The sequence below is a fragment of the Streptomyces sp. NPDC102514 genome (assembly GCF_055584525.1).
Genome location: NZ_JBVJLW010000015.1, coordinates 256863 through 280678, shown reverse-complemented (window position 1 = coordinate 280678; position 23816 = coordinate 256863). Strand labels below are relative to the sequence as shown.

At 68.3% G+C, this 23816-nt stretch carries 23 protein-coding genes; 2 read left to right on the top strand and 21 right to left on the bottom strand.

Features of this window, described 5'->3' with window-relative positions; all coding sequences use genetic code 11:
* Positions 1-87 precede the first annotated feature (87 nt).
* A complete protein-coding gene (locus tag ACZ60E_RS33495; RefSeq protein WP_469445355.1) occupies positions 88-1794 on the top strand; it encodes a DEAD/DEAH box helicase family protein in 1707 nt (568 codons plus the stop codon).
* Positions 1795-2483: 689 nt separating this feature from the next.
* On the opposite strand, the gene ACZ60E_RS33490 is transcribed toward ACZ60E_RS33495, so the two are convergent.
* The 13 genes from ACZ60E_RS33490 to ACZ60E_RS33430 all read right to left on the bottom strand — a co-directional run bounded on the left by ACZ60E_RS33490 (position 2484) and on the right by ACZ60E_RS33430 (position 17489).
* Positions 2484-3293 carry a hypothetical protein gene (locus ACZ60E_RS33490; protein ID WP_469445353.1) on the bottom strand — a complete coding sequence of 270 codons (810 nt, stop codon included), beginning with the start codon at positions 3291-3293 and terminating at the stop codon, positions 2484-2486.
* Positions 3294-3648: 355 nt separating this feature from the next.
* Positions 3649-3972 (bottom strand): hypothetical protein, encoded by a 324-nt coding sequence (locus ACZ60E_RS33485; RefSeq protein WP_469445352.1) that lies wholly within the window; start codon positions 3970-3972, stop codon positions 3649-3651.
* A gap of 71 nt (positions 3973-4043) precedes the next feature.
* Positions 4044-4475, bottom strand: coding sequence for a hypothetical protein (locus tag ACZ60E_RS33480; RefSeq protein WP_469445350.1), 432 nt, complete (start codon positions 4473-4475; stop codon positions 4044-4046).
* 98 nt (positions 4476-4573) lie between these two features.
* A complete protein-coding gene (locus ACZ60E_RS33475; protein WP_469445348.1) occupies positions 4574-4969 on the bottom strand; it encodes a hypothetical protein in 396 nt (131 codons plus the stop codon).
* Between the two features lie 9 nt (positions 4970-4978).
* Positions 4979-7501 (bottom strand): hypothetical protein, encoded by a 2523-nt coding sequence (locus tag ACZ60E_RS33470; protein ID WP_469445347.1) that lies wholly within the window; start codon positions 7499-7501, stop codon positions 4979-4981.
* A gap of 86 nt (positions 7502-7587) precedes the next feature.
* Positions 7588-8787, bottom strand: coding sequence for a hypothetical protein (locus ACZ60E_RS33465; protein ID WP_469445345.1), 1200 nt, complete (start codon positions 8785-8787; stop codon positions 7588-7590).
* Positions 8787-9755 (bottom strand): hypothetical protein, encoded by a 969-nt coding sequence (locus ACZ60E_RS33460; protein WP_469445343.1) that lies wholly within the window; start codon positions 9753-9755, stop codon positions 8787-8789. The genes ACZ60E_RS33465 and ACZ60E_RS33460 overlap by 1 nt, the downstream gene beginning before the upstream one ends.
* A 66-nt stretch (positions 9756-9821) precedes the next feature.
* Positions 9822-10868, bottom strand: coding sequence for a hypothetical protein (locus tag ACZ60E_RS33455; RefSeq protein ID WP_469445342.1), 1047 nt, complete (start codon positions 10866-10868; stop codon positions 9822-9824).
* Positions 10865-14923, bottom strand: coding sequence for a hypothetical protein (locus ACZ60E_RS33450; RefSeq protein ID WP_469445340.1), 4059 nt, complete (start codon positions 14921-14923; stop codon positions 10865-10867). The genes ACZ60E_RS33455 and ACZ60E_RS33450 overlap by 4 nt, the downstream gene beginning before the upstream one ends.
* Before the next feature lie 297 nt (positions 14924-15220).
* Positions 15221-15754: a hypothetical protein gene (locus tag ACZ60E_RS33445; RefSeq protein ID WP_469445338.1), complete on the bottom strand. Its 534-nt coding sequence runs from the start codon at positions 15752-15754 to the stop codon at positions 15221-15223.
* Between the two features lie 136 nt (positions 15755-15890).
* A complete protein-coding gene (locus ACZ60E_RS33440; protein WP_469445336.1) occupies positions 15891-16724 on the bottom strand; it encodes an IPT/TIG domain-containing protein in 834 nt (277 codons plus the stop codon).
* Positions 16725-16797: 73 nt separating this feature from the next.
* On the bottom strand, positions 16798-17223 hold the full coding sequence (locus ACZ60E_RS33435) for a gp17 family tail completion protein (protein ID WP_469445335.1): 426 nt from the start codon (positions 17221-17223) through the stop codon (positions 16798-16800).
* Positions 17223-17489: a DUF7210 family protein gene (locus ACZ60E_RS33430; RefSeq protein ID WP_469445334.1), complete on the bottom strand. Its 267-nt coding sequence runs from the start codon at positions 17487-17489 to the stop codon at positions 17223-17225. Before ACZ60E_RS33430 ends, ACZ60E_RS33435 begins: the two co-directional genes overlap by 1 nt.
* A gap of 67 nt (positions 17490-17556) precedes the next feature.
* Here ACZ60E_RS33430 and ACZ60E_RS33425 point away from each other — a divergent pair, with 67 nt between their 5' ends.
* Positions 17557-18462 carry a hypothetical protein gene (locus tag ACZ60E_RS33425; protein ID WP_469445333.1) on the top strand — a complete coding sequence of 302 codons (906 nt, stop codon included), beginning with the start codon at positions 17557-17559 and terminating at the stop codon, positions 18460-18462.
* On the opposite strand, the gene ACZ60E_RS33420 is transcribed toward ACZ60E_RS33425, so the two are convergent.
* The 8 genes from ACZ60E_RS33420 to ACZ60E_RS33385 form a co-directional block, all read right to left on the bottom strand.
* Positions 18459-18995 (bottom strand): hypothetical protein, encoded by a 537-nt coding sequence (locus ACZ60E_RS33420; RefSeq protein WP_469445331.1) that lies wholly within the window; start codon positions 18993-18995, stop codon positions 18459-18461. The two genes, ACZ60E_RS33425 and ACZ60E_RS33420, sit on opposite strands and share 4 nt — an antisense overlap.
* On the bottom strand, positions 18995-19354 hold the full coding sequence (locus ACZ60E_RS33415) for a hypothetical protein (protein WP_469445330.1): 360 nt from the start codon (positions 19352-19354) through the stop codon (positions 18995-18997). Before ACZ60E_RS33415 ends, ACZ60E_RS33420 begins: the two co-directional genes overlap by 1 nt.
* On the bottom strand, positions 19344-20195 hold the full coding sequence (locus ACZ60E_RS33410; protein WP_469445328.1) for a hypothetical protein: 852 nt from the start codon (positions 20193-20195) through the stop codon (positions 19344-19346). Before ACZ60E_RS33410 ends, ACZ60E_RS33415 begins: the two co-directional genes overlap by 11 nt.
* A gap of 9 nt (positions 20196-20204) precedes the next feature.
* A complete protein-coding gene (locus ACZ60E_RS33405) occupies positions 20205-20753 on the bottom strand; it encodes a hypothetical protein (RefSeq protein ID WP_469445326.1) in 549 nt (182 codons plus the stop codon).
* A gap of 126 nt (positions 20754-20879) precedes the next feature.
* Positions 20880-21341, bottom strand: coding sequence for an IPT/TIG domain-containing protein (locus tag ACZ60E_RS33400; protein WP_469445324.1), 462 nt, complete (start codon positions 21339-21341; stop codon positions 20880-20882).
* 142 nt (positions 21342-21483) lie between these two features.
* Positions 21484-22224: a GP88 family protein gene (locus ACZ60E_RS33395; RefSeq protein ID WP_469445322.1), complete on the bottom strand. Its 741-nt coding sequence runs from the start codon at positions 22222-22224 to the stop codon at positions 21484-21486.
* A 39-nt stretch (positions 22225-22263) separates the two neighbouring features.
* Complete coding sequence (locus ACZ60E_RS33390) at positions 22264-23517, bottom strand: hypothetical protein (protein ID WP_469445320.1); 1254 nt, start codon at positions 23515-23517, stop codon at positions 22264-22266.
* Positions 23517-23789, bottom strand: coding sequence for a hypothetical protein (locus ACZ60E_RS33385; protein ID WP_469445318.1), 273 nt, complete (start codon positions 23787-23789; stop codon positions 23517-23519). The genes ACZ60E_RS33390 and ACZ60E_RS33385 overlap by 1 nt, the downstream gene beginning before the upstream one ends.
* Positions 23790-23816 lie beyond the last annotated feature (27 nt).

The window sequence follows — 23816 nt, the reverse complement described above, 5'->3', positions numbered from 1 at the left end:
TGGTAACGGCGAGAGGTTAAGGCCTCCGCCGTTGCATCCTCCGCGGGCGAGCAACCCGGGGAACCAACGAAGTAGAGGAACACCCAGATGCCTGGTATCACGGCGCCTCAGCGTGCGCGTAAATCCCGCAGGCCGTCCGGTCTGCCGAACCCTCCGATGATCCTGCTGTGCGGACCGGAGAAGTGCGGCAAGAGCTATGAGGCCGCTCTCGGCACGGCCACCGATTTGGTCGGCATGACGTACTGGATTGAGATCGGCGGATCCGAGGGCACCGCGGACTACTACGGGCGCATTCCGGGTGCCCGCTACGAGATCGTTGAGCACAACGGTACCTACCAGGACATCCTCGACGCGGTGCGGTGGGCTATCGCTCAGCCTCAGATCAACGGCAAATCCAACATGATCGTTGTGGACAACGGCACAAATCTATGGGACATGATCAGCGACGAGCAGGCCCTGTTTGCGCGGCGGCGAGTCATCCGCAAGGCGCAGGAGTACAAACGTCGCGTACCCTCCCTGGACGACCCGGTCGTCATCGATCACGACCTGTGGAACCGCGCGAAGGACCGTTGGGGCGAGTTCCTGTGGCTGCTCCGGCGGCACTCTGGCCCTGTGATCATCATCGCTCGCCAGGAGGTCGTCACGGCGTTTGAGAACGATAAACCGACCCGGGACAAGACACGAAAGGTCAAGGCGGAGAGGAATCTCCCGGCCGCGGTCGACGCCATCGTCGAATTGCACACCCTCCGCGAGGCGTACCTCACCGGTGTGCGCACTCTCCACTGGGAAGTGAAGCCGGGCGAGACCGTCCGGTTCGACGACTTCAGCATCGACACCCTTTTGCGCCGTCTCGGTTTCCACGAGGCGGCCCCTGCCCGGCAGGTCACAGAGAGTCGGCCGGAGGCATATCTGGACGAGCAGCAGGTGCCGGATCAGCAGCACCGGCACCAACGGCAGGACCAGGGGCCGCGACAGCAGCAGGGGGAGGGGCGGGCGCCCACCCGGCAGGAGAACCAGTGGCCGAGGCTGACCGGCGACCAGGTCGTCGAGTTGATCCGAAAGGCGCTCGCTGATCCGAACGATCCGGATGCCGCGCTGCACAACATCCGCCAGCAGTGGGGCATGGTCAATTTGCAGGAGATCGCGACGCACACCAAGCAGTGGGGCGAGATGAACGCGGATCTCCTGATCACCCGCTCCCTCGCCTACGCCAAGGGCCGCGCCGCGTGGAGGCGGGAGCAACAGGGCGCCGGAGAGCAGTCGTCCACGCCCCCGAGCACTCCTCCGGACCAGAGCCAGGACCAGGGGCAGCTGGACGGTGCCCGCGAGCCCCAGGCGCACGAGGATCACGTGCCCCCGGCCGACAACGACGTACCCCCGCCGCCGGACCCCCAGTTCGAGGAGCCTCCGGCGGGCGAGCGCCCGGAAGAGGTCAGCGAGGCCGAGGAGCCCCAGGACACACCCAAGATCCTCCCGGCCGCAGCCCCCCGGGCCACCCGCCGGAGCAAGAACGAGGCCCTCGCGTACAAGGCGCTGAACGCCGAGGCCACCGTCCAGGCCCGGATCAAGATGTTGACTGTGGGTGAACACCTTGGGCCGATCTCCGAGAATGGTGACCCGCCCATGACCGTGCTTCGGGACTACCTCAAGCAGCACCGGCCCGCGATCACCACTCAGCTCGAACAGGAGGGGCACACGGAGCTCGCCGCCTACTACCGAGAGCTGGCGACCGTCGATCCTCAGATCGAGCGGAGGTTCGGCCCCTACTTCGAGGGCGCGTCCGCAGCGAAGTGACGTGAGGTGATGCGCGCCCGACCCTGTCGGGCGCGCTCCTCCGCCGCGCCGCGCCCCTTTGCCCTCATCACCTCACGTCACCTCAGCGCGGCGCGACTGCGCGCCGCAGGCCTCGCTCACGCGCGCCGGGGTGATCGGCGCGCTCGTTCCGACCGCGCCGATCCGGGCCCACGTCTCCCCTCGGGCGCGTCTGTCCAGGCGCGCCTCAATACCGCGCGCCCTCCCCGACCGCGCCGCGCGCCGACCAGCGCGCGCCTCGACGCGCGCGTTTAGGCGCGCCGATCGGCAGGCGCGCGCCATGGCCGCGCGGCGCGCCTGCCGGAGATCGCGCGCGCGGATTGGCGAGTCGCGCGCCCGCGTCGAGGCCTCCGCGATCAGGCGCGCCCAGGATGGCGCGCCACGGCGCGCGCCTTTGACCTGCCTATTTGCGGGGCGCGCCGCGCGCCAGGGCCGGGAGTGTGGCGGTGGGCGCGGCCTCGCGGCTGTCGCTGATCATGCGCGCGTTGACCTGGTGGCGCGCGCCCGATGGCGCGGTGAGTGCCGATCGGCGGCGCGCACTCGACCACGAGGGGCCCCGTCGATCGGCCGGCCAGCGCGCCGAAGAGCGCGCCCTCGACCGCGCCCTTGACTTGGCGAAGGGCGCGCCATCAGGCGCGCCATGGGGGAGGAACGATCAACTGGTGGCGCGCCTACCGCGCGCCCTGCCTGGCCGCGCGCTTGAGCGCGCGCCGCTCCCGGCGCGCCTGCGCTGCCTGCTCAAGGGCTCCACCGCGTTCCTGCCGCAGCAGCTCCATCAGCTCCTGGGGGTGCCGCTCGCCGAGGAGCTTGAGGGCCTGCAGCCGAACGTTCGGCTCGCTCGGCATTCGGCCCTGGCGCGCCTCCTCGTACTGGACGGCGTAGCGCAGGAACGCAGCCTCGGACTCCACGCGCCGGAGGAACTGCCCGACGCGCTGGTCCCGCGCGTTGCTGCTCTCGCCCACGGGCGGGGCGGGCATGAAGCGGGCCGGTTCCTCGATCATGAGGCGGCAGAGGTTCGCCGCCCTCCTGGCTACTCTCGGTGAACGAAATGCGAGGGCCTCGACGTGGGGGGACGTCGGGGCGGGGACCGGTTCGCCGAGGATGAAGTTCGTCCACCGGTCGGTGAACCAGTCGTTGTCCAGGGCAGCGAGTTCTTTCGCGTGCTCGTGGGCCAGGTCGTCGACGACGTCCTGCAGCGGCGGCATCGCCTTCTGGATCGTCTCCCGCCACGGCGCGATGCGAACCTGCTGCTGCTTCCTGGTCTCCCCCTCCTTGAGAGGGTTGTAGGACTTTGCCCGCTGAACGGCTGTCCTGAGTGTCTGGAGCGTGTGGGGGGCGAGGCGAGGATCGTGGAGGGCGGCGCCCTGGAGTTCCCTCGGAGCGCTGCCCGTGACGTATTCGACGACGGTGTCCATGAAGGCGTCGGGGCCCATCGCGGACAGGCGCTTGATCTCGGCCGTAACCTTCTGCTCATCGGCCATCTGCGTGTTCCTCCGCTTCGGGTGTGACCCGTGCTCTCGGGCCTGATGTCGTGCGTGCCTGCTGAGACATGACGAGGTGGCCGCACTGGGCGCGTACGCGGAGATGCGTGTGCCGGATCATCGTAGGAGCATCCACTCCCCGGCCCCGAGTGCTCTGCACGCACCCGGTTACTCGATCCCATTTGGCCCAGGCAACCAACGGGTGAGAGGAACACACCGGCTCTTGCGAGGCGGGCGCCGTCTATGCCCATGAAATCCTGGACCGGAATCTCGAACGCATTCTTCGCGGCAGCGGTACGGCCACCTCGTTGCAGATGGTACCCGCCGGCAGGGGGCCACCCGTGCCCTGTGGGTCTTATTCGGCCTGCTGGGGCGTCTTCCTGGTGGTGATGGCCTCGATCATCGGGGTGAGCTTGCTGGGCTTCCACACGAGGTCGTAGCTCGTCTGGGAGGCAGCGAGGACAGCGAAGATGGTGACCGCGGTCAGTTTGCCGTGCTGGAACTGGTCCCAGCCGCCTTCTGCCGCCACGGCGACGACGCCAGCGACGACCGCGGCGACGACCGCGACGACCTTCTTGTACCTCGTTGACCAGGCGGGGCGCTGTACGACTGCGGTGAGCAGCGGGAGTACAGCGCCGACCTGGCCGCCGGTGGAGAGAGCCTCAAGCGTTGCAGACATAGGTGTTGCCCTTCATGCGTAGTTGCGTGTCGGGCGGACTGTGCGCGCGGCCGGGCCCTTACGTCGCGGGCTCAGTGATCGGGACCGTCACCGAGGTCTTCGGCGATCTCTCGGGGCGCGCTCGGGGCGGGTCGTTCGTACAGCTTCACGACCAGGTCACGCAGTTGGTGGATGTACTCGACGGCCGCCGCCTTCCAGCGCCGCCACTGCCGCTGTTCCTCCTCCATGACCTCGACCTTGCGCTCTAGTGCGGTCTGCTTGGTCTCCAAAGTGGTGACCCGGTCAAGGGTCTGAGAGTTCGTGGCGCGCTGTTGTTCGAGAAGCTGGGTGAACCCGTCCGTGACCGTCTGTACGGATGCGACGTAGGTGTTCGCCTCGGCAGTCTTGGCGTCCTTGTCGTTCTTGCGGTTTTCTCGGCGGTGGATCAGTCCACCGCCGTAGAACACGCCCGCCAGACCGCAGATAGGTCCCAGGACAGGCGCCAGGGAGATGAGCCATTCCATGGCGCCTCCTAGATCGTGAGTTGGATGGGGTGCGTGGGAGTCGGGGCCGAATACCCGCGCCATCCCCGCAGTCCTGCACGCTGCATGACGGCCGTGGTTTACGTCTCGGCGAGTGTCGGTTGCGCGAGTGTGGTTGGGCTGACGCCAGAGATCGCGTTCCAGCCGTCTCGGACCGCGTCGAGAAGCTGCTCGTCGGTGATCTCCGCGGCCACGGCCGCGGGGTCGGTGCTGCCAGTGGCGGCGATTGCGGCGAGCATGGGCGGCCCGACGAACAAGCCGACCATCATGGATGTGGCTTGAGCGTCCGTGGGGCTCAAGACCGTCTTGGCCAGGTTCCAGCGCATCGGGTAGCCGATGGTGGTGGGGGCTTCAAGGAAAACCTCCTGAGCGATCACGGCGACGGCCATGCGGACCCGGGGCAGTAGATTCGGGTCGCAGGCCAACGTGCAGAGGCTGGTCAGCGTCATCGGCAGCCTGGGGGCAGGCGTGGACACAGGGGTTCCTCACTTGGTGTAGATAACCTTGAGTTTGGGCGGGTTGGTCTGACCGAAGCCGCGGGCTCGGCCGTAGTACGTCGACGACGTCGAGTTCGGGTCCAGCGCGATACCGCGCCATGAGGTCGAGTCGAAGATGCTGGTGATGTCGACCCACTTGCCCTCGTTGCGGGCCCAGGTGATCGTCTTCGATTCGCTGTCGGACGAGAACGAGGACGGCCGGGAGCTGTGTTTGTGGGCCTTGATGACGGCGCGGCCGCCAGCGTTGGCGTACCAGTGATCGAAGTACAGGTAGACCTCGGCTTTGACGATCGAGGCGCCTGCCAAGTCGGACGAGAGTGCCGAGGAGAAACCGATCAGCGCGGCCTGCGTGCCGTTGGCGCTGCTGTAGTAGCCCTGGTAGCAGGAGGTCCCGTAGTTGGAGTTGTAGGAGCCTCGGCTGGCGTACGAGCCGGACCAGGCAGCTGCATAGGTCTTCGTGTATCTCTGCACCGGGGGCGTAACTGTGCCGCCGCCGGTGTTGTACTGGCCGGTCCGTGCGACAGACGGTCCGATGTCCTCGATGTAGAACTTTCCGATGGACCCGGAGCCCGAGTACATGTCCACGATCTGCCCTGTGGGCCCAGTGCTGTTCTGGAACGTGAGCAAGAGCCGGTTGGTCCCGGCGCCGATGTCCGCGCCGTGCGAGACGTGCTCAAGGCGGGCCGTGAAGCTGTTGCCCAACGCCATCTGATGGACGGCCGTGTGTAGGACTGTGCTGTTGATGGTGGGTGATGAGGCGCCGCCGTTGCGCAGCCGCAGGATCAGTTCCCCGCCCGCGACGTCGGGGTTGGCACGGGACTCGAAAACGATTCGGTACATGCGTGTGACATCGATATCTGCGGCGATCTCCACGTACCCCAGTTCGCTGCTGGCCGCGGTGACGGTGTTGCCTGCGATGCAGATGGCTTGGATGCCGCGCGGCCCGGCGCTCAGGTATTCGGTGAGGTCCGAGCCGCCGATGGTGAGATTTTCGGCGACGGCCAGGCGCTGGAAGCCGGCGCCGCCGTCCTGGTCGATCGTGGCAACCGGCACGCCGTCTGTGGCCAGGGTCAGGTAGTTGGGGCGGCCGGTCACCAGGGCGACCGACTCGTCGCCAGCGTCGTCATACAAGGTCAGGCCCTGGGGGGAGACCTCCGCGCGGGCCCCGGCGACCCCGGATGCCATGACCATTCGGCATACCACCTTGTCGTACTGGACGGTGCCCGCTGTCGCGTCGATGCTTGCGCAGGCCACCCGTACCTGGGTGGTGCCGGTGGGGGCCGCTGCGCTGGGAAGGCCTTTGAGGGTCGTCCATGCACCCTTGACGGCAAGTCCGTCGCCGGGGGTTAGCGTGCTGTAGCCCAGGATGGTGCTGGCCGCGTCGAGCCACTGCGCGTACAGGCTCAGCCGCACCCCGTTCCAATCGACGGAAGTCTGGTAGTCCATGCTCAGCCAGACCTTCTGACCAGGAACGGCGGGCATCGTGGCCAAAATCAGGGAGCGCGTCACCACCGTGACGCTGACGGCGCTGACCTGAAGAGCTTTGGGGGTGCCGTTGCCCGGTGTGACGATGGACCAGTACGAATTGCCGACCACGCGCTGTTCGGAGAGAATCCCTTCGAACGACGGGTCGGCGACGATATTGCCGTCGGTTCCGAGGGCCAACTTGTCGGCTGTGATGGCTCCGGCCTTGATATGAGTGGCGTCGATCGTGCCCGCGAGGATCTTGGTGGCAGTGACTGCATTCGCGGCGATCTTGTCGGCCGTCACAGACAAAGCGGCCAGTTTGTCGGCTGTGATCGCGAGCGCGGCGATCTTCTCGGCCGTGACCCCCAGAGCAACAATCTTCTCGGCTGTGACCGAGTTAACGGCCAGCTGTTCGGTACCGATCGCGCCCAGCTTGATCTTGGCCTGCGCGACAGCCTCGTCGGCGAGCTTGAGCTCGTCGATGATCCCGTTCAGCAGGTCCTCAGAGACGGCCTGCCGAGCCTGCCCCTGTACTGCGGCCGACGGGTCGCCGTCGAGCGCCGCGGTGTTCTGCGCGACCAGGCGCACCCACACGACGTCATACGTGGGGATGTGGACGGTCACCGATCCGCCGAGCGGTGCGGTGATGGCCGCGACCTGCGTGCTCAGGTCGGGGGTGAAGTCGGCGGCCGCGCCAACGTGGACCTGGACCTGCGCGAAGTCGGAGGGGGCCTCTTCGGCGTCCTCCCAGCGGCCGTCCCAGGCGATCGACAGACCGGCCAGTTCCGAGGTGACGGTGGGGGCGGTCGGTGTCGGTGGCGGGTTGGTGTTGACGGGGGCCAGGGCGACGCCGCCGTCGGGCTGGAGGCCGAACGACCCTCGGTAGAGGCCTTCTTCGTCGTAGATGTCGAGGGAGCCGCCCTCAATGGACGCGTTGTTGAGCTGGTTGCCGCGCTCAAGTGCTGCGAGCCGGTCCTCGATCTCCTTGAAGTAGCGGGCGAAGTCCTTCGCCTTTTCCCGCTCGTCCAGGTTGAAGGACGTCACCCGCCCTCCCTCCGCTGCCTGCGGCCGCCGGGCTGTCCGGGGCAGCGGGAGAGTGGAGGAGGGGCAGGGTTAGTGTCGCGGCCTGGTCAGCCGTAGAAGTCATCGCGGGTCAGGGACAGGACCGCGGTGCCGGCGGCCGGGTCGATCTCCTCGGAGACGATGCGGTGCCAGATGGCGAGTTCGCCCAGCCAGGGGATTTCGACCTGGAGGAGGATGCGGTCCCCGAGCGCCCAGGAGCCGAGAGGGGCGTTGACGTGCTGCCGGATCGCGATGGAGGGGATCGTCAGCTCTTGCGCGTGCTTGGCGCGTTCCTTCTTGCCGTACTCGGTGAGCGTCTTGGTGTTCGCCGTCGACTTGCGGGTGATGATCTTTGCGCGTCGTAGCCGGTTGTCGTTGGCGACGACCCGCACCCGCGGTGTCTTCGTCCCGGTGCCCTTGCCCAGCACGTACACGTTGTTCGCGTAGTAGTCGCCCTGGTAGTTCGGTGTCGCGATCTCGATGATGTTCTCGCCCTGCGCGAACCGCAGGTCGTTGCGGGCTCTGCCGAGCCGCTTGGTGCCCAGGTCGATGTGGTGGAGGATCTTCTCCTTCGTGCCGTCCCAGTAGTGCCGTTCGAGGTAGTCGGCTTTCGCGAGGTTCAGGACCTCGGTGATGGTGGAGCCGCAGTCGGGGCTGTCCCACCACTGCAGTTGCCACGGGTCCTTTCCGGAGGCCGCGCCGAGCTGGTACCCGGAGTCGTGCTTGTCGAGGGTGAGGCCGAGTTTGCCCATCTTGTAGCTCTGGAGGTGGGTCCAGATGTGCCGTACGACGTCGTACGCGTCCCAGCGGGAGCTGATGGTGTCGGCGGGCCGTTTCGGCATCTTCTTCTTCGGGCTGGAGCCGTCGATGTAGCCGTCGTTATTCTTATCTTTGCCGTCATATGCCCACTTTTTGGGGATTACGGCTCCGGAGTGGATCGTCGACCCGAGGTAGGGCATGCCGTTGGGGTAGGCGCTGTAGCCGACACACGACACCTTCATGGCCTGCCCCTCGAACGAGAGGCTGGAGACGAGGCCGCCCCACCGGATGTGCCCGTTGAACTCGGCGAACAGCGCGGTGGCCCACTCCGCCATCACCGGCAGCCCGTCGGGTTTCGCCATCAGCCGCAGGTACTCCGGATTGACCGTTCCTTGCATCGCGCCGGGCCCCGACAGCTCCCGCTTCGGCGGGGAGGTGGCCACGAACGGCACGTCCCAGTCGAGGAAGTCGTTCGTCAGGGCCCGCATGGCGATGTACCGCCAGGTCATCAGCCGCTCACCGGTTCCTGCGAGTAGACCAGCTCGACGGACAGCACGGTGTACGCGTCCGCGCGCAGCACCCCGTTGATGCCGGTGGTGCCGATGCCCTCGACGTCGATGTCGCGCATCTGCCCGCGGTCGGCGGGGTCGAGAAGGAACTTGTGCCCGGCCTGCACGGCGACCCGGCCGGCCTGCATCACCCCGTACGGCATGCCCACCCCGTGCTGGTCGTTGAAGGACACCCTCAGCTGGCCTCGGGCCTCCACCGTGTCGGGGTGCAGAAGGCCGGTGAGGTGAACGTGGACGGCTACGTGCGTCGCCCACTCCGGAACCCTCTCCGTCCAGGTCGCCCCCAGCGGGAACGCCTCCCACTCGTCGTTGATCGCGCCGACATCGTCGGGGGACGTCCACGCGCCGGCGAGGTAGCGGCGGCTGCTCTGGGTACGTGGCCGCGCGATCTGCCGCAGGTCTTTGACCATGCCGGAGGTGACGGCACTCGTGCCCGCGGGCAGGTCGATGCGGGCCAGGGTGACCGCGGTGGAGTCCGGGTCGACGTCGAGGACGCTCGTCGTGCCCGCCGGGACGTCGGGGATAACCCGCGTGAACACGTACGGGCCAATCTCGGGGTCCTCCGGCGCCGGCCACGTCTCCCCGCCGTACGGGTCCTCGACCCGCGCGATGATCAGGTCCGAGCGGCCGCCGTCCGCACTGGTTGGCTCGATGCCCACCTGCTCGGGCGTCGGCATGCGCGCCGCGTACGCCTGGTTCCCGCCGCCCGCCGTCGAGTGCCGTTTCGCGACCATCGCCCCGGGGCCCACCTGCACCCCGTCCGCCGGGGCTTCGAGCGCGGTGACGAGCAGGTCGGCCGGGCCGACAATGCCCTCACCGCCGCTCGCCGCCACCTCGGCGACCAGGCGCAGCGTCTCCTCCGACGCCGCGGTGTTCTCCACGAACCAGGGAATGCCGTCCCACCCCATGAACCTCTCCGATCTCCGTACGAGAAAGGCAGAGCGTGGGCGGCCGCGGCTCCTAGTGTCGCCCGCTCACCACCAGGCGAAGGCGTTGCGCCACTTGATCTCGACGCGCGGCCCGTCGAACCGGCCGGTGGAAGAGCTGGTGTACGCCAGGGCCGCCGTCCAGTACCCGGGCGGCAAGTACATCTCGGCCAGCCGCGGACTTGCCCGGGTCAGCTTGTCCGCGACGCTCTTGGACGACGCACCTGAGTAGTGCATGACGGTCCGCATCCACGGCCGCGGATCGATCGTCACGTAGTCGTCCTGCGCGATCGTCATGGACAACTGCACCGCCCACAGGCCGGGCGTCAGCGTGACCTTCGGGTTCTTGCACGGCCCGTGAATCGTGATGACAGGGAAGGTGGGCACCTTGCCCCGCTGCTGGAACGTCACCGTCTTCTTCGACGTGCCGGTCTCCCAGCCGGGCAGCGTTGGCCGCCCAGGACGCCCAGGCCGGGCGCCCTGGGAGTAGTCCCACATCTCCGCGGTCTGCTCCACGTCGTCATAGAACCGGTCGTCGACCGCGAGGAAGTCCGCGACGAGCGGGGTGTAGCCCTGCTGCGACAACTGCGAGTCCGACACGGCGAACTTCCGCGGCCGCCCGTACAGACGCCGCGTCCGGCCGGCAGTCGTGTGCAGCAGCCACGCCACGCGGCTCGCCTTCTTACGCAGCGCGTCCGCCCGCCACACCTGCCGCATCAGGTCCACACCGTCGGCCGCCCGAAGCTCCGGACTCTCATTGCGCTTCGCACCGATCGCGCGGATCGCCTCGATGTCGTCCCAGTCGCCGATCCGCGCCCCTTGCCCCCAGGGGCGCAGCGGGTAATGCCGGTCGACGGCCCGGTCGACGCCGTCGACGCCGATCTCGAACGTCACCGTCGTGGTGCGCTGATAGTCGCGGCCAAGACGGATGCCGTCCTCGCCGGGCATCGGCGCATCGCCCACCTCGGCCTCGCCGAACGTTGTGTCGGGCTTTTTCAGGCAGTACATGCCCGAGGCCTGCCGCCCGAACGTCAGTGCAGCGCCCGGCAGGTTGTCGTAGCTGTAGTACCCGAGGTACCACTCGCCGGTGTTCACGGGGTGCCTCCCAGGCGGATGCGGCGCAGCTCGAACATGGCGTCCTCCAGGGCTGTGCCGGTGGACGCGACCGCGCCGATGTTGAGGTTGAGATCGCCCCCGACGAGCGGGGCGGCCGCGGCCGCCGCCGGGGACATGGACGACTTCGTGCCGCTCCTGCGGACGCTGCGGCTCAGAGAGACCGCGCCGTCGGCGAACTGCCGCATGGCGCGCTCGGGGTACACGACGGTGCCGCCGAAGTAGTTGGCGACCCAGTCGAGGATGTCCGCGCTCCGCTTGCGCTTGGAGGGCGCGAGCGGGATGTACGCCTCGCCCGGGGCGGTCTCCGGCTCCGCCCACAGCCGCATCTCTCCGGCCTTGGCGACCTGTGCGATGTGCTGCTCGGCGCCGTTGGCGAACGCCTTCACGCGGCCCGCGAGGTTCGAGCCGAAGCGGTTGATGCCGCCGTCGGCGAACTTCTTGATTCCGCCGTCCATGTTGTTGGAGACCACCGACGGCTTGCCGACGGTGTTGTACTTGACGGTGACCGTGACGGTCCGCCCGGTCAGGCCGTTGATCTTGCCCTGGATCGCCTGGACCTGGGCGATCGGTGTCTTGTTCGGGGCGGTGATCTTGACGGTCTTGCCGCCCTTGTCGACGTTCTCGATCTTGAAACCGAGATCGCGGAGTGCGCCCTGAGCAACCTTCGTGGGCGCCTTCACCTCGATGCTCTTGCCCTTGGGCAGGGCGACCACCTTGTCCTGCACGTTCTTCAGGTCGCCGGCGGCCTGCTTGATGATCGCCTCGACCGTGACCTTCTTCTTGTCCGGGGCGTTGGCGATGTCCGCGGCCAAGGCGGCGATGTTCACGCGCGCGCCGCCGGTCGGCGCCGTCACCGACACCTTCTTGCTCCCGGGGATGCGCTGCACCACGAAGCCGAGCGCTTCGAGCTGCCCGCGGGCCTCAAGCGTGGGAGCCGTGATCTGGATGGCCTGGCCCGGCTTGAGCTCGTCGAGCTTCCCCATCAGGGCGAGGATCTGGGCGGTCGCCTCCGGGATGCCCTTCGCGGTGATGATCGTGTTGATGGTGTCCGGGACGAACCCCATCTGATCGGCGAGCGCCTTCGCCTGCGCCTTGGGGATGCCCATGTCGGTGGCGAGCTGGATGGCCTTCGCGCGGGCCCGCTCCATCGCCTGCTGGCTCAAGTCCATGGCCTTGGACAGCGGCATGGTGCCCTGCTCGGCGGCCTGCTGCGAGCTGGTGACCACGCCGAGCATCCCGTCGCGCAGCTCCTGGAGCTGCGAGTTCAGGCTTTGCCCGTTTTTCGTCGTGGTGCTGACCAGCCCGTCGGCGTCGACGAGCGCCTTGCCCCACCCTTCGGCCTTCTTGATGTTCGACGCCATGGTGTCGTCGATCTGCAGCATCACCGCGTTGAGCTGGGCCTGCGCGTCGTGGAGGGACTGCGAGTTGCCGCTGAGCGCGTCCAGTGCCCGCTTGAGGGCGTTGACCCGCTCGTCCGCGGACTTCGTCTTGTCGCTGAACGTCGTGACCGCGGCCTGCAGCTTCCCGTACGCCGACGTGCCGGTGGTGCCGGAGTTGTTGATGGCGTTCGCGAGGTCCTTGTGGGCCTTCTGGCTGTCCTCCAGCTCGCCCTTGACGGTGCCGATCGCGTCCTTCGCGCGGATCGCGGCCAGGCCCTCGTCGTCCCACGACTGCGAGGCGCCCTGAGCGGTCGTGATCCAGATCTGGTGATCGTCCGCGGTCTGCTGGAGCTGCTTCTGCAGGGCGCCCAGCGACGTGCCCTGTCCGAGGTAGGCGTCCGTGAGCTGTCCGAGGCTGACGCCCGCCTTGCGGGCCATGTCGACGAGTTTGCCCTTGCCGTCGGCGAGTTCCGTGTCCTGGAGGACTGCCGCGGCCTGCGCGCGGACGTTCGCGTCGATCGCCCCGCCGGACGCGACGAGTGCGTCGGTCAGGGACTTCACGCGCTGCTGGTGTGCCTGGGTGGCGCGCGCGGCCGCTTCCTGCCGGGAGGCCAGGAGGCCGAGCCCGACGGTCACGCCGATGAGGGCGATTCCGAGGGGCCCGCCCAGGGCGGAGGTCATGCCGCCGATCGCGCGGGAGGCGACCGAGTTGGCAGCGCGGACTCCCCGCAGTGCGCCGGTCAGGCGGTTGCCCTGCGTGGCTGCGGCTCCGTAGGCGAGGCCCATGCGCTGCCACATGCTGATCTGCGGGCCCAGGACGCCGGGGCCCATGGTGCCGCGCATCGTGGTGCCGAGGGTGCGTACGGAAGTTCCTGCAGCCATTACGGAGGTTCCGAAGCCGCGCATCATGCCCACGACTGCGGTGATCACCTTGAGGGCGAGCATCAGGCCCAGGAACGTTGCCAGCGCCGTGTTCGCCCCGGGGATGACGGCCATGACGCTGTTGAAGATCTGCAGGAGTCCGTTGAAGGTCATCAGGAGGACGCCGAGCCCGGAGCCGGCGGCCGACAGTTCGCCGATCGCGGTGGCTATGTTGGAGATCACGGAGATGACGGCGGGTCCGACGGTCTCGCCCAGCGCGCTGAAGAAGGAGCCGAGGGCGGGCATCAGCTCGGTGCGGATCTGCCGCACCAGGTCGGTGATGCCGCCGTCACGCATCGACCGGCCGAGGCCCCGCATGAGGTCCCCGAACAGCATGTTGATCTCGCGGAACGCGGGCGCCGCATCGGAAAAGAACTGCTGCATGGCCCGCTGGCCGGCGCCGGAGTTGGCCCAGCGTTCGAAGCGCAGCATGGTGCCCTCAAGGCCGTTCAGCAGCGCGTTGCCGGTGTCCATGGACGCTTTGCCGACGCCGCCGATGCCCTTGATGAGGCTGCCGGTCGCCCGGCCGAGCTGGGCGGCCTTGTCGCCTGCGTGGTCCAGGAACTTCGCGAGGCTGCCGGTCTCCCGGCCGGCCCGGACGGACGCACGCCACCAGCGGGTCATCCGCTCCCCGGCCGCGCTCACCCGCTCGGTGAACGGCCCGGACGCGACGAGGAAGTCGAGCGTGGTGCGGCCCATGTTCGCGAGGCTGTCGGTCAGGTTCCCGACGACCCTGCTGTTGGTGCCCGCGATGGTCTTGAAGTCCTTGCGGAACACCCCGCTCTGCATGAACTTCGCGCCGCGCTCCGCGAGGGAACCCATCTGCTCGGCGGAGTCCCCGAGCGCGCTCTTCAGGAGCGGCAGGGTCGCCTTCGCCAAGGGCTTGATGTCGTCGGCGACCCTGGAAAAGAACCGCTCGCTGATGGACATGCGGACCCTGGACCACGCGCCCTGAAGCTGAGAAACCGAACTGACCGCCGTCTTCGCCGACTTCGACAGCTTCCCGAGCGCCTGGTCCAGCTTCGCCTGCTGCGCCTCGGTGACCTTGCCGTCGTCGCGGAGCATCTGCTGCGCGGCGAGGGACTGCTTCAGCGCCTCACCGAATCCGGAGAACGCGAGCTTCGTGCCGATCGCCGCGGAACCTGCCGCGGAGATCAGACCGGGTATCGCCCCCAGGACACCGACGGCCGGTGCGGCGGCCGACACCAGGGCGGTCAGCCCGGCGCCGTACTGCCCGATGAGGGCGACGGCGGGCTCCAGCACGGAGACGAGCGCACCGATGCCGAGCATGCGGAGCTGACGGCGGCCGCCGCCCGGCATCCGCATGCGCACGGGCACGTTGACCGGGTTGCGGTCGGCCTCTCCCTGCGCGCCAGCGATGAGAGTGCGCAGCCCGCCGAGGAGTCCGCCGGCTCGGCTGTTGTCGCCGTCCCCGTCCGGCCGTACGGGCAGGTTCAGGTTGGTGTCGTCGATACGCCGACGGAGCCGGTCGAGCGTCGCCCGGAACCGGTCCTCGTCGATCTCCACGCGGACCTTCGCGGTGACGCCCTTGGACGCCTCCTTGACGACGTCCTTGAGGCGCCGCCGCAGCCCCTTGCGGTCGAACTCCACCTTGATCTTGGCGGCCAGACCTTCGGCGGCCGTCTCTACCTCGGTGCGAAGCTTCGCCGCGAAACCGGCAAGGTCGGCGACGACCGGCACGTCGAGGCGACCGGCCTGCAGACCCTCACCCACTTCGGATCATTCCTCTCTGCATGGCGGCCGCGAGCATCTGGCGGTGGCCGGTCATGCGGGGCGCCGGTTCCTCCGCGGCGGCCTGCGACGACCCCGGCGGCATGCCGGAGGTAGTGCGCGGTGCGGACACGGAACGGGACGGGCGGACGACGGTGGTTGGCTCCTCACGCCGCCGGTCTGCGGCCAGGAGCCCGATTTCCTCCACGACGAGCGCCAGGAGCTCCGTGACCTTCGTCCAGCCGCCGAGCGGCGCGGACCGGACCCGGGAGTCGTCTGGCAGTCCGTCGATGAGGGACGTCAGCCGGCGGACTCCGAGGAATCCGGGCTGTCCGGGACGAAGCCAGACGCGTCGGGCGTCGATTCCGTGGAAGCGGGAGAGGTCGGACTCGACGTCTGGCCATCGCTCTCGGAGGAGTCGCCCAACTGAAAGAGTTTTCCCAGCTCAACCCCGTAGACCTTGGCCAGGCCGGTCGTCAGGCGTACGTAGTCGGGCACGGACGGCTTGCGGGCGAGGAAGTCCTCGTTCTGGTCGTCGAGGAGTACCGCGTACGTCGCGCGGATCGCTTCGAGGAACTTCCGCGGCAGGGCCGGACGCCGGAATAGCGCGGCCACAACTTCCTTGATGCCGGCGTCGCCGTCGGAGGAGTTGATGACGTCGCCCAGGAGTCCGACCAGGTCGAGCTCGTCGGAGAGGATCGGATCGAGCGCGGCCGCGGGCAGTTCCGCCGGGAAGAGGAACTGTTCCCCCCGGAACTTCACCGGGATGCCGTCGGGGTGCTGAACCTCGCGGCGCTCGGCGTCCAGATCGATGACGTACGAAGACGAAGGCATTGCGTGACCTCTTCATGGGTGCGTAGCTGGGTGCCGGGTGTGGCAGCGCGCGGACAGTGGCAGCGCTGCGCGGCTTGTGTCGCGCCGTGCGGCCGCCCCGCCGGATCGGGGTGAAGAAGGGGCGGCCGCACGGCGGTCACGCGTAGGTGAAGCCGCCGGTCTTGGTGACGTCGCCACCTGCGGACACGACGACGACGTCCTTCGCGCCGGAGGTCCCGACCGGGGAAATCACGGACAGCTCCGTGTCGTTCTTGAGGATCAGACCGGTACCGGCCGTGGTGCCGAACTTGACGGCGGTCACGCTGCCGAGGTCGGTGCCGGTGATCGTGACGGCGGTACCGCCCGCGATCGGGCCGGTTGCCGGGATGACGGTGGCGATCGTCGGCGCCGGGGGCTGGAACGCCGGGTCGTCGGTCAGTACGTACCAGGCATCGGTGTCGTCCCCGCCCTGGACGGCCAGGCGCAGCGGCAGCACGGATTCCTTGGTCTTGGCGAGTTCCTTGGAGACGCCTTCCATCTGCATCGTGCGGGGGATGACGTACCGGTAGTGCTTGCCGCCGTCGATGACCTCGATGCACGCAGCGATCTCGGTGCGGCCGCCGATGCGGGGCGGCGCGAACCGGTAATGCTTCCCGCCTCCTGCGGCCGGGGAGATGGCCGTGATGCTGCCGCCGCCGTACACGGCCTTGAAGTTGCGGATGGACCACTGCTGGAGGTCCACCTCGACAGTTGCCGCGTCGGTCGTCTGGAACGTACGGGTGGGGTACGACGACTGTGCGCTGCGGACCTGTTCGAAGTTCGGCTCACTGTTGAACTTCATGGAGTCCTCGGTGAACAGCCCGACGGTGTACCAGCCCTCGGGCATGGTCACGGTGGCGTCAGCCGGGGCGACGGTGCCGACGGGAGCCAGCCACATGCGGCTGAGCTGAGGAATGAAAATCTCGTTGTTGTTCGTGGTCTCGCCAGCCATGGCGGGCTTCTCCTTGGTGTCCGGTGGTGGGGCGCGGACACCTTGGAGAGCAGGGGTGGTTAACGTCGCGTCGTCACGGATGCGCGGTCACGGACAGGTTCATGACCCACCTCGGTTGGCCGTTGACCAGCGGCGACCACACGAGCAGCCCGGACGGTTTGATGCCGCTGAGGACCGGCCGGCCATCAACATGAGGTGCCTCGCCGAGTGCCTGGGCGGCCTGAGCGCAGCGCAGCAGGATGCGCCGCAGTTCGGCTTTGCCGGGCCAGCCGCCCGGGTCGCCGTACGCTTCGAGCGTCACCTCGGGCGAGATGGCCCAGGTCATGTCTCGCAGGTCTCCGCCGGGGCCGTGGTCGATGCGCAGGTGCGGCCAGGGCGCCTCTTCGACTCCGGACACACGGCCGGGGCCGCCGAGCGCGTCGGCGACCTCCGGATGTGTCTGCAGCCAGGCCAGGAGCGCGGAGACGGGATCTGCGTCGGCCAGGGTGAGATCGCTCATCAGACCTGGGTGGCGTAGCCCTGGCCGCGCAGCCGTTGGGCGTAGTCCGGGGAGACGAGGAGCTTGGCGCCCGGCGGGTAGTCCGTGCCGTCGATGGTGTGGTGGTGGGCCAGTACGACCGTGACGGGCTCGATGCCGAACGGGAGGACTGGGCCGACGACGTCCGGGTCGGTGGCCGCAGCGTGATCGGGGCGGGCCGGGGCAGTCTCGGTGGCAGTCGCAGCGGCGGCAGTGGCGGGCTTCTTTGGAGTGGAGTTGGTAGTCATAGCGGGCACCGTGGGCCAGCCACCGCGGTAGTGTCGCCTGCTGCATGAACGAGGGGAGACAGAGCTCATGGCCGGGAGATTCAGGAACTGGTGGGCGGACACACCTAAGCCGGTGCAATTGACTGTCTGGACCTCCGTTCCAGCCGGCTTTGTCGCACTTGCCTTGGGTGTGGCGGGGGATGTCTACGGCTGGTGGAAAGACCGCGAGTTCCTGACGAACCTGACGTCCAGCTTCACAGGCCTTCTGCTGGGTGTTCCGTTCGCCTTGGTTGTTCTCTCTCACCTAGGGGCCATGCAAGCTGACGCAGCGATCCGAAGGAGCGCACTTCGGCGAGGACGGGAAGTCTCGATCCGGTTTCAAGAGACCTTCCTTGGAGGTTTCACGAACCCGGCCTCGCAGGTGCTCAGCGATCTTCGTGATTTGCGGCAGGCGAACACTATTCTGCGTCTCACACTGAGTGCTTTAGCGAAAGCACTGAAACCCGAGAGGAGCCTTTACAGCAGCCAGCAGTTGACGCTCTCGAATCCGCGTATCGCTAGTCAGGCCGAAGCCGTTATTGGCGCTTTCATGAAGAGGGACGAGGTCGTTAATTCCATCTTCAGCACCGCAACCTCGAAGCAGCGCAAGACGTGGCTTGCTGAGGTGGGACAGGATTGGAATCGGTTGGACCGTGACGTACGTCCTCGGCTCGAAGAGGTGGGTGGAAGGTGGATGACATCGGAGGCCTACGCGGCTTTGCAGCAGGCAGGCAGGCAGCTAGATGGCTTGACGACACCCGCAATGATGCCGCTTCGACGGACTCTCCAGATGCTCACCCCTCCTGAGGAGGGCATTCCGTACCCGTCGCGTGAGCAACTCTTGCAAGCAGAGGGAAAGATCAAGGCTGACACTGACGCGACGCTTGAGGTCATTAATTGTCTGCTATCCATCCTGCGGACTCTCCCGTCGGTTGAACAGGTTGCCTTGTCCTAGCGGCGGGCGGCAACGGCCGCGGCAGCCCGGGACATGAAGAACGTGCCGTCGGCTCGCAGCTTGCCGGGGTAGACGGTGCCCACCTCGGCCTCGACCACCTTGGGAGCCTGGACGGACACGGTGACCGTGACCCGTTTCCCGGCGACGACCGGCTGACCGGTGTTGATGTGCCGGGCGATGCCCTGAGGGTCTTTGTGTGCGCTGCAGCGGCAGTTCTTGAGGTTGGCGACCGCGCGGGAGCTCTGGTCGAGCGGTTCGAGCATGTACGTCGTGGGGCCGACACCGCGGTGCACCATGTCCCAGCGCATGGAGTCGACCTCGAAGCGCAGATTGCCGGGGACTTCCTGCCCGTTGGCGGAGACGTGGGTGGGACGGACCTTGTCGTCGCCCAGGGTCACCCACCGCTTGGTGGGCGGGGCCAGGCGCTTCGCCTCAATCTCAACCTGGCGGGCGATGCGCTGCACCGCGGGGGCAAGCATGCGGGCGAGCCGCGCCTCCAGGCCCTGCGCGGGCGTGAACTTCGGACTGGCCATCACGCGACCTCAGGCGGGTTGAGGGTGCCTGATGCCTGGACGTAGTCGACATCCGAGCAGCCGGGCACAGCGTGGTTGCGCGGGCTCGACAGGGTCCAGGACCGGCCGGTCTCGTCGGAGACGGTGTCGCCCTCCTTGACCGGCCACGCCTTGGGGTCGAGACGTACGGACCAGGAGCCGTCTTCCTGCTCGATGACCGACCCGGGCCAGGTGCCGCGCGCGGCAGGCTGCTGGTTCGGGTTCGGCGGCACGGGTACGCCGTTGGCGTCGCGCGCCCAGGGGTGGGCGAGCACGTACACCGTGAGCGAGGCGTTCGGCAGCACAACGGCCATGGTCAGCAGCTCCCTGTCAGCGGCCACGGATCGAGGAGTACGGGAACGGCGGGCGCACGGGCCGGTTGAGCGGCTGGAACAGACGGCGCTTCCACCGGGAGAGACTCGCGAGTTCGGGCAGCGCGCCGGCCTGGCCGGTGGTCGGCGCGGCCTCGTACGAGATCGACTGTCCCTCCGCGCTGACGGAGGACACACGGCGGCCCTGGGAGGCGACGCCACCGGGCCGCAGCCGTTCGGACTCTGCGGCGTGCGTGGTCACGTACCGGACGACCGGGTCGACGGCGGCGCCGTCGAAGCCGACACGGAAGTCGACATCGTAGGTGCCGTCTCCGCGGTCACGGTAGGCAGAGACTTGGACCAGGTCGTCGGCCTCGAACGGCCACGAGCCGGCGTCCTCAAGCTGGTTGTCCCGGCCCCAGCGCGGTGTCAGTGCGGTGCGGGTGACGAGCTGGGGAATGACGGGCTGTCCCAGGTAGCCGATGACGTCGGACTGTGCCTTGCGGATCACGGTGAGCAGGTCGTCGCGCTGCTCGGCGGTGAGCGGGAGCGGGACACCGAGTTCCTTGGCAACGGCTTCGGGAGAGGTGACGAGGCCCAGCCCGAGGGGCAGGTCGAGACGTACGGACTCGTCCTTGACGGGCTGGGCTCCCTCGCTCGGAGTGAAGGCGACGGTGGCCCAGTAGCGGCCGGGCGGCACGTCCGGCAGCGTGAACCGGTAGACACCGGCGCGCAGTCGAGCGGCCGGTCCGGCGCCGGCCACGAGGGTCGTGCGGTCCGGTCCGTCGTAGAGGGACACGCTGGTGACCTGTCCGCCGGCAGGTTCAGGGTCGTAGTACGCCCCGCCGAACATGGGCCTGTAGTCGAACACCCCGGGCTCCTAGTTCTCGGTCTGGTCGGCGGATCGATCGGCCTGTTCCTGCAGTCGCTCTCTGATGCGCGCAGCGACGCTCTCGGACACCTGGGCGCCCGCAGGCTGGAGGAGCCGGTGAACGGGGTTGCGGTGCGGCCCGAGGAACGTCTGCTCGACCAGGCGCACGGTGCACACAAGGACGGAGCCGTACTCGGTGAGCGGGACGAACACGGCGTCGACGTCGACGGGCGGCTCCTTGGTCGCGTCGTCGATGATGACCTCGGCCAGGTTCTCCGCGTCGGGGATGACCTCGGTGGGCGTCGCGTAGACGGGCGCGGCGGGTGGGGCCGGGGGTTCCTGAACGGCCGGGGGTTCGAGCGGTGCGGCTTCGGGTGCCTTAGCGGCGCTGTTGGCCGGGGCCGTCTCTTCGGTGGCCGCCGTGGTGTCGTCTGAAGCAGCGGGCGCGGACTCGTCCGCCGCCTCGGTGCTGACCGGCTCCGCGGCCGCCGTGATGGCGTCGGAGGTGTCCGCGGGCTTTGCGGCCGCGGTCTTACGGGTACGGGTGGTGCCTGCCATGGGAGGGCTCCCTCTCGGGGTTTCGTGTCCGGACGGCGCGCACCCTGCACACCGGTCGCTGTTTGTGTCGCGCCCTGCCTCGGGGCGGGCTCCTGCTGGTTGGAGGGGCCCGCCCCGGGGCGGGGGTCACGCGTAGGTGAAGCCGCCGGTCTTGGTGACGTTGCCGGAGTCGGCCGCGACAACGACGTTGGCGGCGCCCGCCGATCCCGCCGGCGTCTTCACTCGCAGTTCCGTGTCGGAGATGCGCTTGAGCTCGGTGCCTGCGGTGGCGCCGAAGTTGACCGCGGTGACTCCGGCGAGGCGGGTGCCCTTGATGGTGACGGTGGTCCCGCCCGCGGCTGGACCGGTGGCCGGGGTGACGGTCGTGACGGTTGCGGCCGGGGCGTACAGGCGGTCGATCTCCGACTGGGGGACGATCGTCCCGGCCTGGTAGAGCAGGTGGAACCGGGAGCCCTCGGGGCGCCCGTCGCCGGGTCCGTAGGGCTTCGATTCGTACACGTCCTCGGTGATCCGCATGAGGGGGTCCGGGACGGCGGTCGCGGGGAACGCTGACTTCTTGATCAGCGTCTTGTCTTCCTTGTTCAGCATGGGGTTTCCCTTCCGGGGTCGAGTGGCCGCCGAAGGGTGGAGCACGGAGCCGGCTTGTGTCGCCGCCACTGCGGCACCCCCACCCGACCAAGATCATTCTCGCCCAATTGGGCGAGAATGATCTTGGTGCGTCGCTCGGTGGCTACGGACGGCCGCTCTGGAACTGCTTGCCGGGGCCCCGGCGGCGTTCGTCCTGGGCACGCTGCAGTTCGCTGAACCGCTGGTCGCCCTGCTTTTTCTTGAGGTGCTTGATGTTGTTCGCTGCGATGCCGACCTTCTGCGGGCCCAGGACGGACACCAGGCACCCCTCTTGGCCGCGGGAGGCGTATCCGGCCTCGGTCAGGGACTCCTCGTCGGGGAAGATGTCGACGTGCCGCTCGATGGTCACGTCGACGAGGTGGTCCTCACGGCCACCGAGGGAGTACACCCACTTGAAGTTCGCGGGCGGGTCCGGTTCGACGTTCTCGCGGAAGAGAGAAACGCTCTTGGTGTACGCGTAAAAACGAACGCCCGGAGCGGCTCGCATGACGCGCATCCAGGCGCGGATGTACTCCGCGCTGAAGAAGTCGCCGGCGTCGTGGCAGCGGACCCAGCGGTCTTGGTACCGCTTGTGCTGGAGCTCGGCGGTCATCTGCGCTTCCCAGCCGGGCAGATCGTCGAGCACCATCATCAGGTTCGCCTCGTGCCGGGCCTTGACGTTGGTGAACCGGTAGCTCCCCTGGCGCGCGTAACAAAGTTTTGAGCAGACGCCGGCCGAGGGACACGTGTTGTAGTTGCGGCCGTCGGGTAGGGTCCCGGCCCACGCCGGGATCGACCAGTTGTAGATGCCCTGTCTGCGGAGATCGCTGTTTTGGGTGAGTAGCCACCGTGGTCTGTCATTCATGCGCCGGACCGTGGGGTTCCGGACTGGCTTGCGTCGCGTTCAGAGGATCCGCAGGTCGTCCCAGCCGTCCGGGCCGACGCTGAACACCATCAGGCCCGATGACGAGACCTCGCCGGAGCGGACGGCGTACCAGTCACTCCCGTTGTCGAGCGTGGGGGCCTGAATCCAGAGCCGGCCGTTGCCCATCTGCTGGGCGCGGAAGTGATGAAAGTGGCCGGTGATGAGGATGTCGGCGTCCGCTACCGGCTGCCGCCCGAAGGTCTGGCCTCTCCACCAGTCACCAGCCTTGTCCGGGCGCGCGTACTGGTGGCCGTGGGCCAGGCCAACAATGTGCCCGGCGATGTCGAGCGACACCGTGTCCCGCCACCGTTCCGGCATGACGAACGACACGTGCCCGTACGCGGCCTCGTTGCGGGCGTAGGCGTCGGCGATCTGCGACATGACCTCGATGCCCCAGTCGTCGACAGGCGGGCCCACAGCGTCCTTCCCGCGGCGCACCCGGCCGTGGTTGCTGCCGCAGGTCGCGGCGACAACGCGGCCGAACTTCCCGGCGAGGCGGTCCAGGCCCTCGAAGGTGACGCGGCGGTGGACCCGGACCATCTCCGTCAAGGTCAGGTCGTTCGTGAACTGCTGCTGCGTGGTGTTCTCGAAGCCCTCGACGCAGTCTCCGGCGTCGGCCCAGTAGGCGACGGACGGGGCGCGGCCGACGGCCTTGAGGTCCCGGATGTGGTCATCGAGCCGGTCGAACCGGTCGGCGATCCGGGCGATGAGTTCGGGGGTGCCGCCGTCGCGTCCGACCTTTCCGGCCTGGGCGTCCGCGTAGACGACGACCAGGGCTCGCTCGGCGGTGTCGACGGCCGGGCGGGGCTTTCTGCGGCGGCGCATCACGTCCCGTACGAGGGCGTCGACGTCACCGGCGGACAGCCATGCGGCTTCGGCCGGTTCGATGACGAACCTGCAGCGCCACACCCCGCGGGTGACGGCGTCGTCGCCCTGGTTGTCGCGATGCCAGGCGGCCGGATCGTGCTTGGCCTCGACCAGACGGACCCGGAATCCCTCGGGGACGGCGAGGCCCATCTCCTCGACGCGCGCACGCCAGTCCTTCTCTCCTTCACCGGCAGGCGGCTTTCCAGCGGGAGGAGCCGTGACGACCATCGTGCCGCCGGGCTCGTAGCGCACCCCGCTCTCCCACCCTCGGGGCGCGGGCGCATAGGTGCGCTCCACCTGCGGGGCTCGGCTCTGCTCTTGGGAGGCAGGCTCTAGGAGTGCCTGCAGCTCGTTGTTGAGGGTCATCACTCGCACCGGCATCCGTTCGGCTGTCCGCGGCGCCTGTGCCGGTTGACGGTGTAGGCCGTCACCGGGTCGCCATAGCGGCTGAGCGCCTCGGCGATGGCTGTGGCGGAGACGTTGGCCGTGTCCAGCACCGTGCGCAGCGACATGGCGACGTCGACGTCTGCGGCTTCCAGGAGGGAACCGACGCTGCAGCGGGGGCCCCTGTGAGCCGCGGGGGCTCCGGCAAGGGCCTCCAGCTCCTGGGCGAGGCCTATGGGTTGTTTCTCGATCACCAGAGTCCTCCGTCGGTCTTGATGGTG

Bases quoted from the DNA above. Each gene is read 5' to 3' on its own strand.
- ACZ60E_RS33485 (WP_469445352.1), bottom strand. From the start codon at position 3,972: ATGTCTGCAACGCTTGAGGCTCTCTCCACCGGCGGCCAGGTCGGCGCT.
- ACZ60E_RS33490 (WP_469445353.1), bottom strand. From the start codon at position 3,293: ATGGCCGATGAGCAGAAGGTTACGGCCGAGATCAAGCGCCTGTCCGCG.
- ACZ60E_RS33435 (WP_469445335.1), bottom strand. From the start codon at position 17,223: ATGAGCGATCTCACCCTGGCCGACGCAGATCCCGTCTCCGCGCTCCTG.
- ACZ60E_RS33400 (WP_469445324.1), bottom strand. From the start codon at position 21,341: ATGCTGAACAAGGAAGACAAGACGCTGATCAAGAAGTCAGCGTTCCCC.
- ACZ60E_RS33420 (WP_469445331.1), bottom strand. From the start codon at position 18,995: ATGGCCAGTCCGAAGTTCACGCCCGCGCAGGGCCTGGAGGCGCGGCTC.
- ACZ60E_RS33395 (WP_469445322.1), bottom strand. From the start codon at position 22,224: ATGAATGACAGACCACGGTGGCTACTCACCCAAAACAGCGATCTCCGC.
- ACZ60E_RS33495 (WP_469445355.1), top strand. From the start codon at position 88: ATGCCTGGTATCACGGCGCCTCAGCGTGCGCGTAAATCCCGCAGGCCG.
- ACZ60E_RS33430 (WP_469445334.1), bottom strand. From the start codon at position 17,489: ATGACTACCAACTCCACTCCAAAGAAGCCCGCCACTGCCGCCGCTGCG.
- ACZ60E_RS33465 (WP_469445345.1), bottom strand. From the start codon at position 8,787: ATGACCTGGCGGTACATCGCCATGCGGGCCCTGACGAACGACTTCCTC.
- ACZ60E_RS33440 (WP_469445336.1), bottom strand. From the start codon at position 16,724: ATGGCTGGCGAGACCACGAACAACAACGAGATTTTCATTCCTCAGCTC.
- ACZ60E_RS33425 (WP_469445333.1), top strand. From the start codon at position 17,557: ATGGCCGGGAGATTCAGGAACTGGTGGGCGGACACACCTAAGCCGGTG.
- ACZ60E_RS33390 (WP_469445320.1), bottom strand. From the start codon at position 23,517: ATGACCCTCAACAACGAGCTGCAGGCACTCCTAGAGCCTGCCTCCCAA.
- ACZ60E_RS33445 (WP_469445338.1), bottom strand. From the start codon at position 15,754: ATGCCTTCGTCTTCGTACGTCATCGATCTGGACGCCGAGCGCCGCGAG.
- ACZ60E_RS33405 (WP_469445326.1), bottom strand. From the start codon at position 20,753: ATGGCAGGCACCACCCGTACCCGTAAGACCGCGGCCGCAAAGCCCGCG.
- ACZ60E_RS33480 (WP_469445350.1), bottom strand. From the start codon at position 4,475: ATGGAATGGCTCATCTCCCTGGCGCCTGTCCTGGGACCTATCTGCGGT.
- ACZ60E_RS33460 (WP_469445343.1), bottom strand. From the start codon at position 9,755: ATGGGGTGGGACGGCATTCCCTGGTTCGTGGAGAACACCGCGGCGTCG.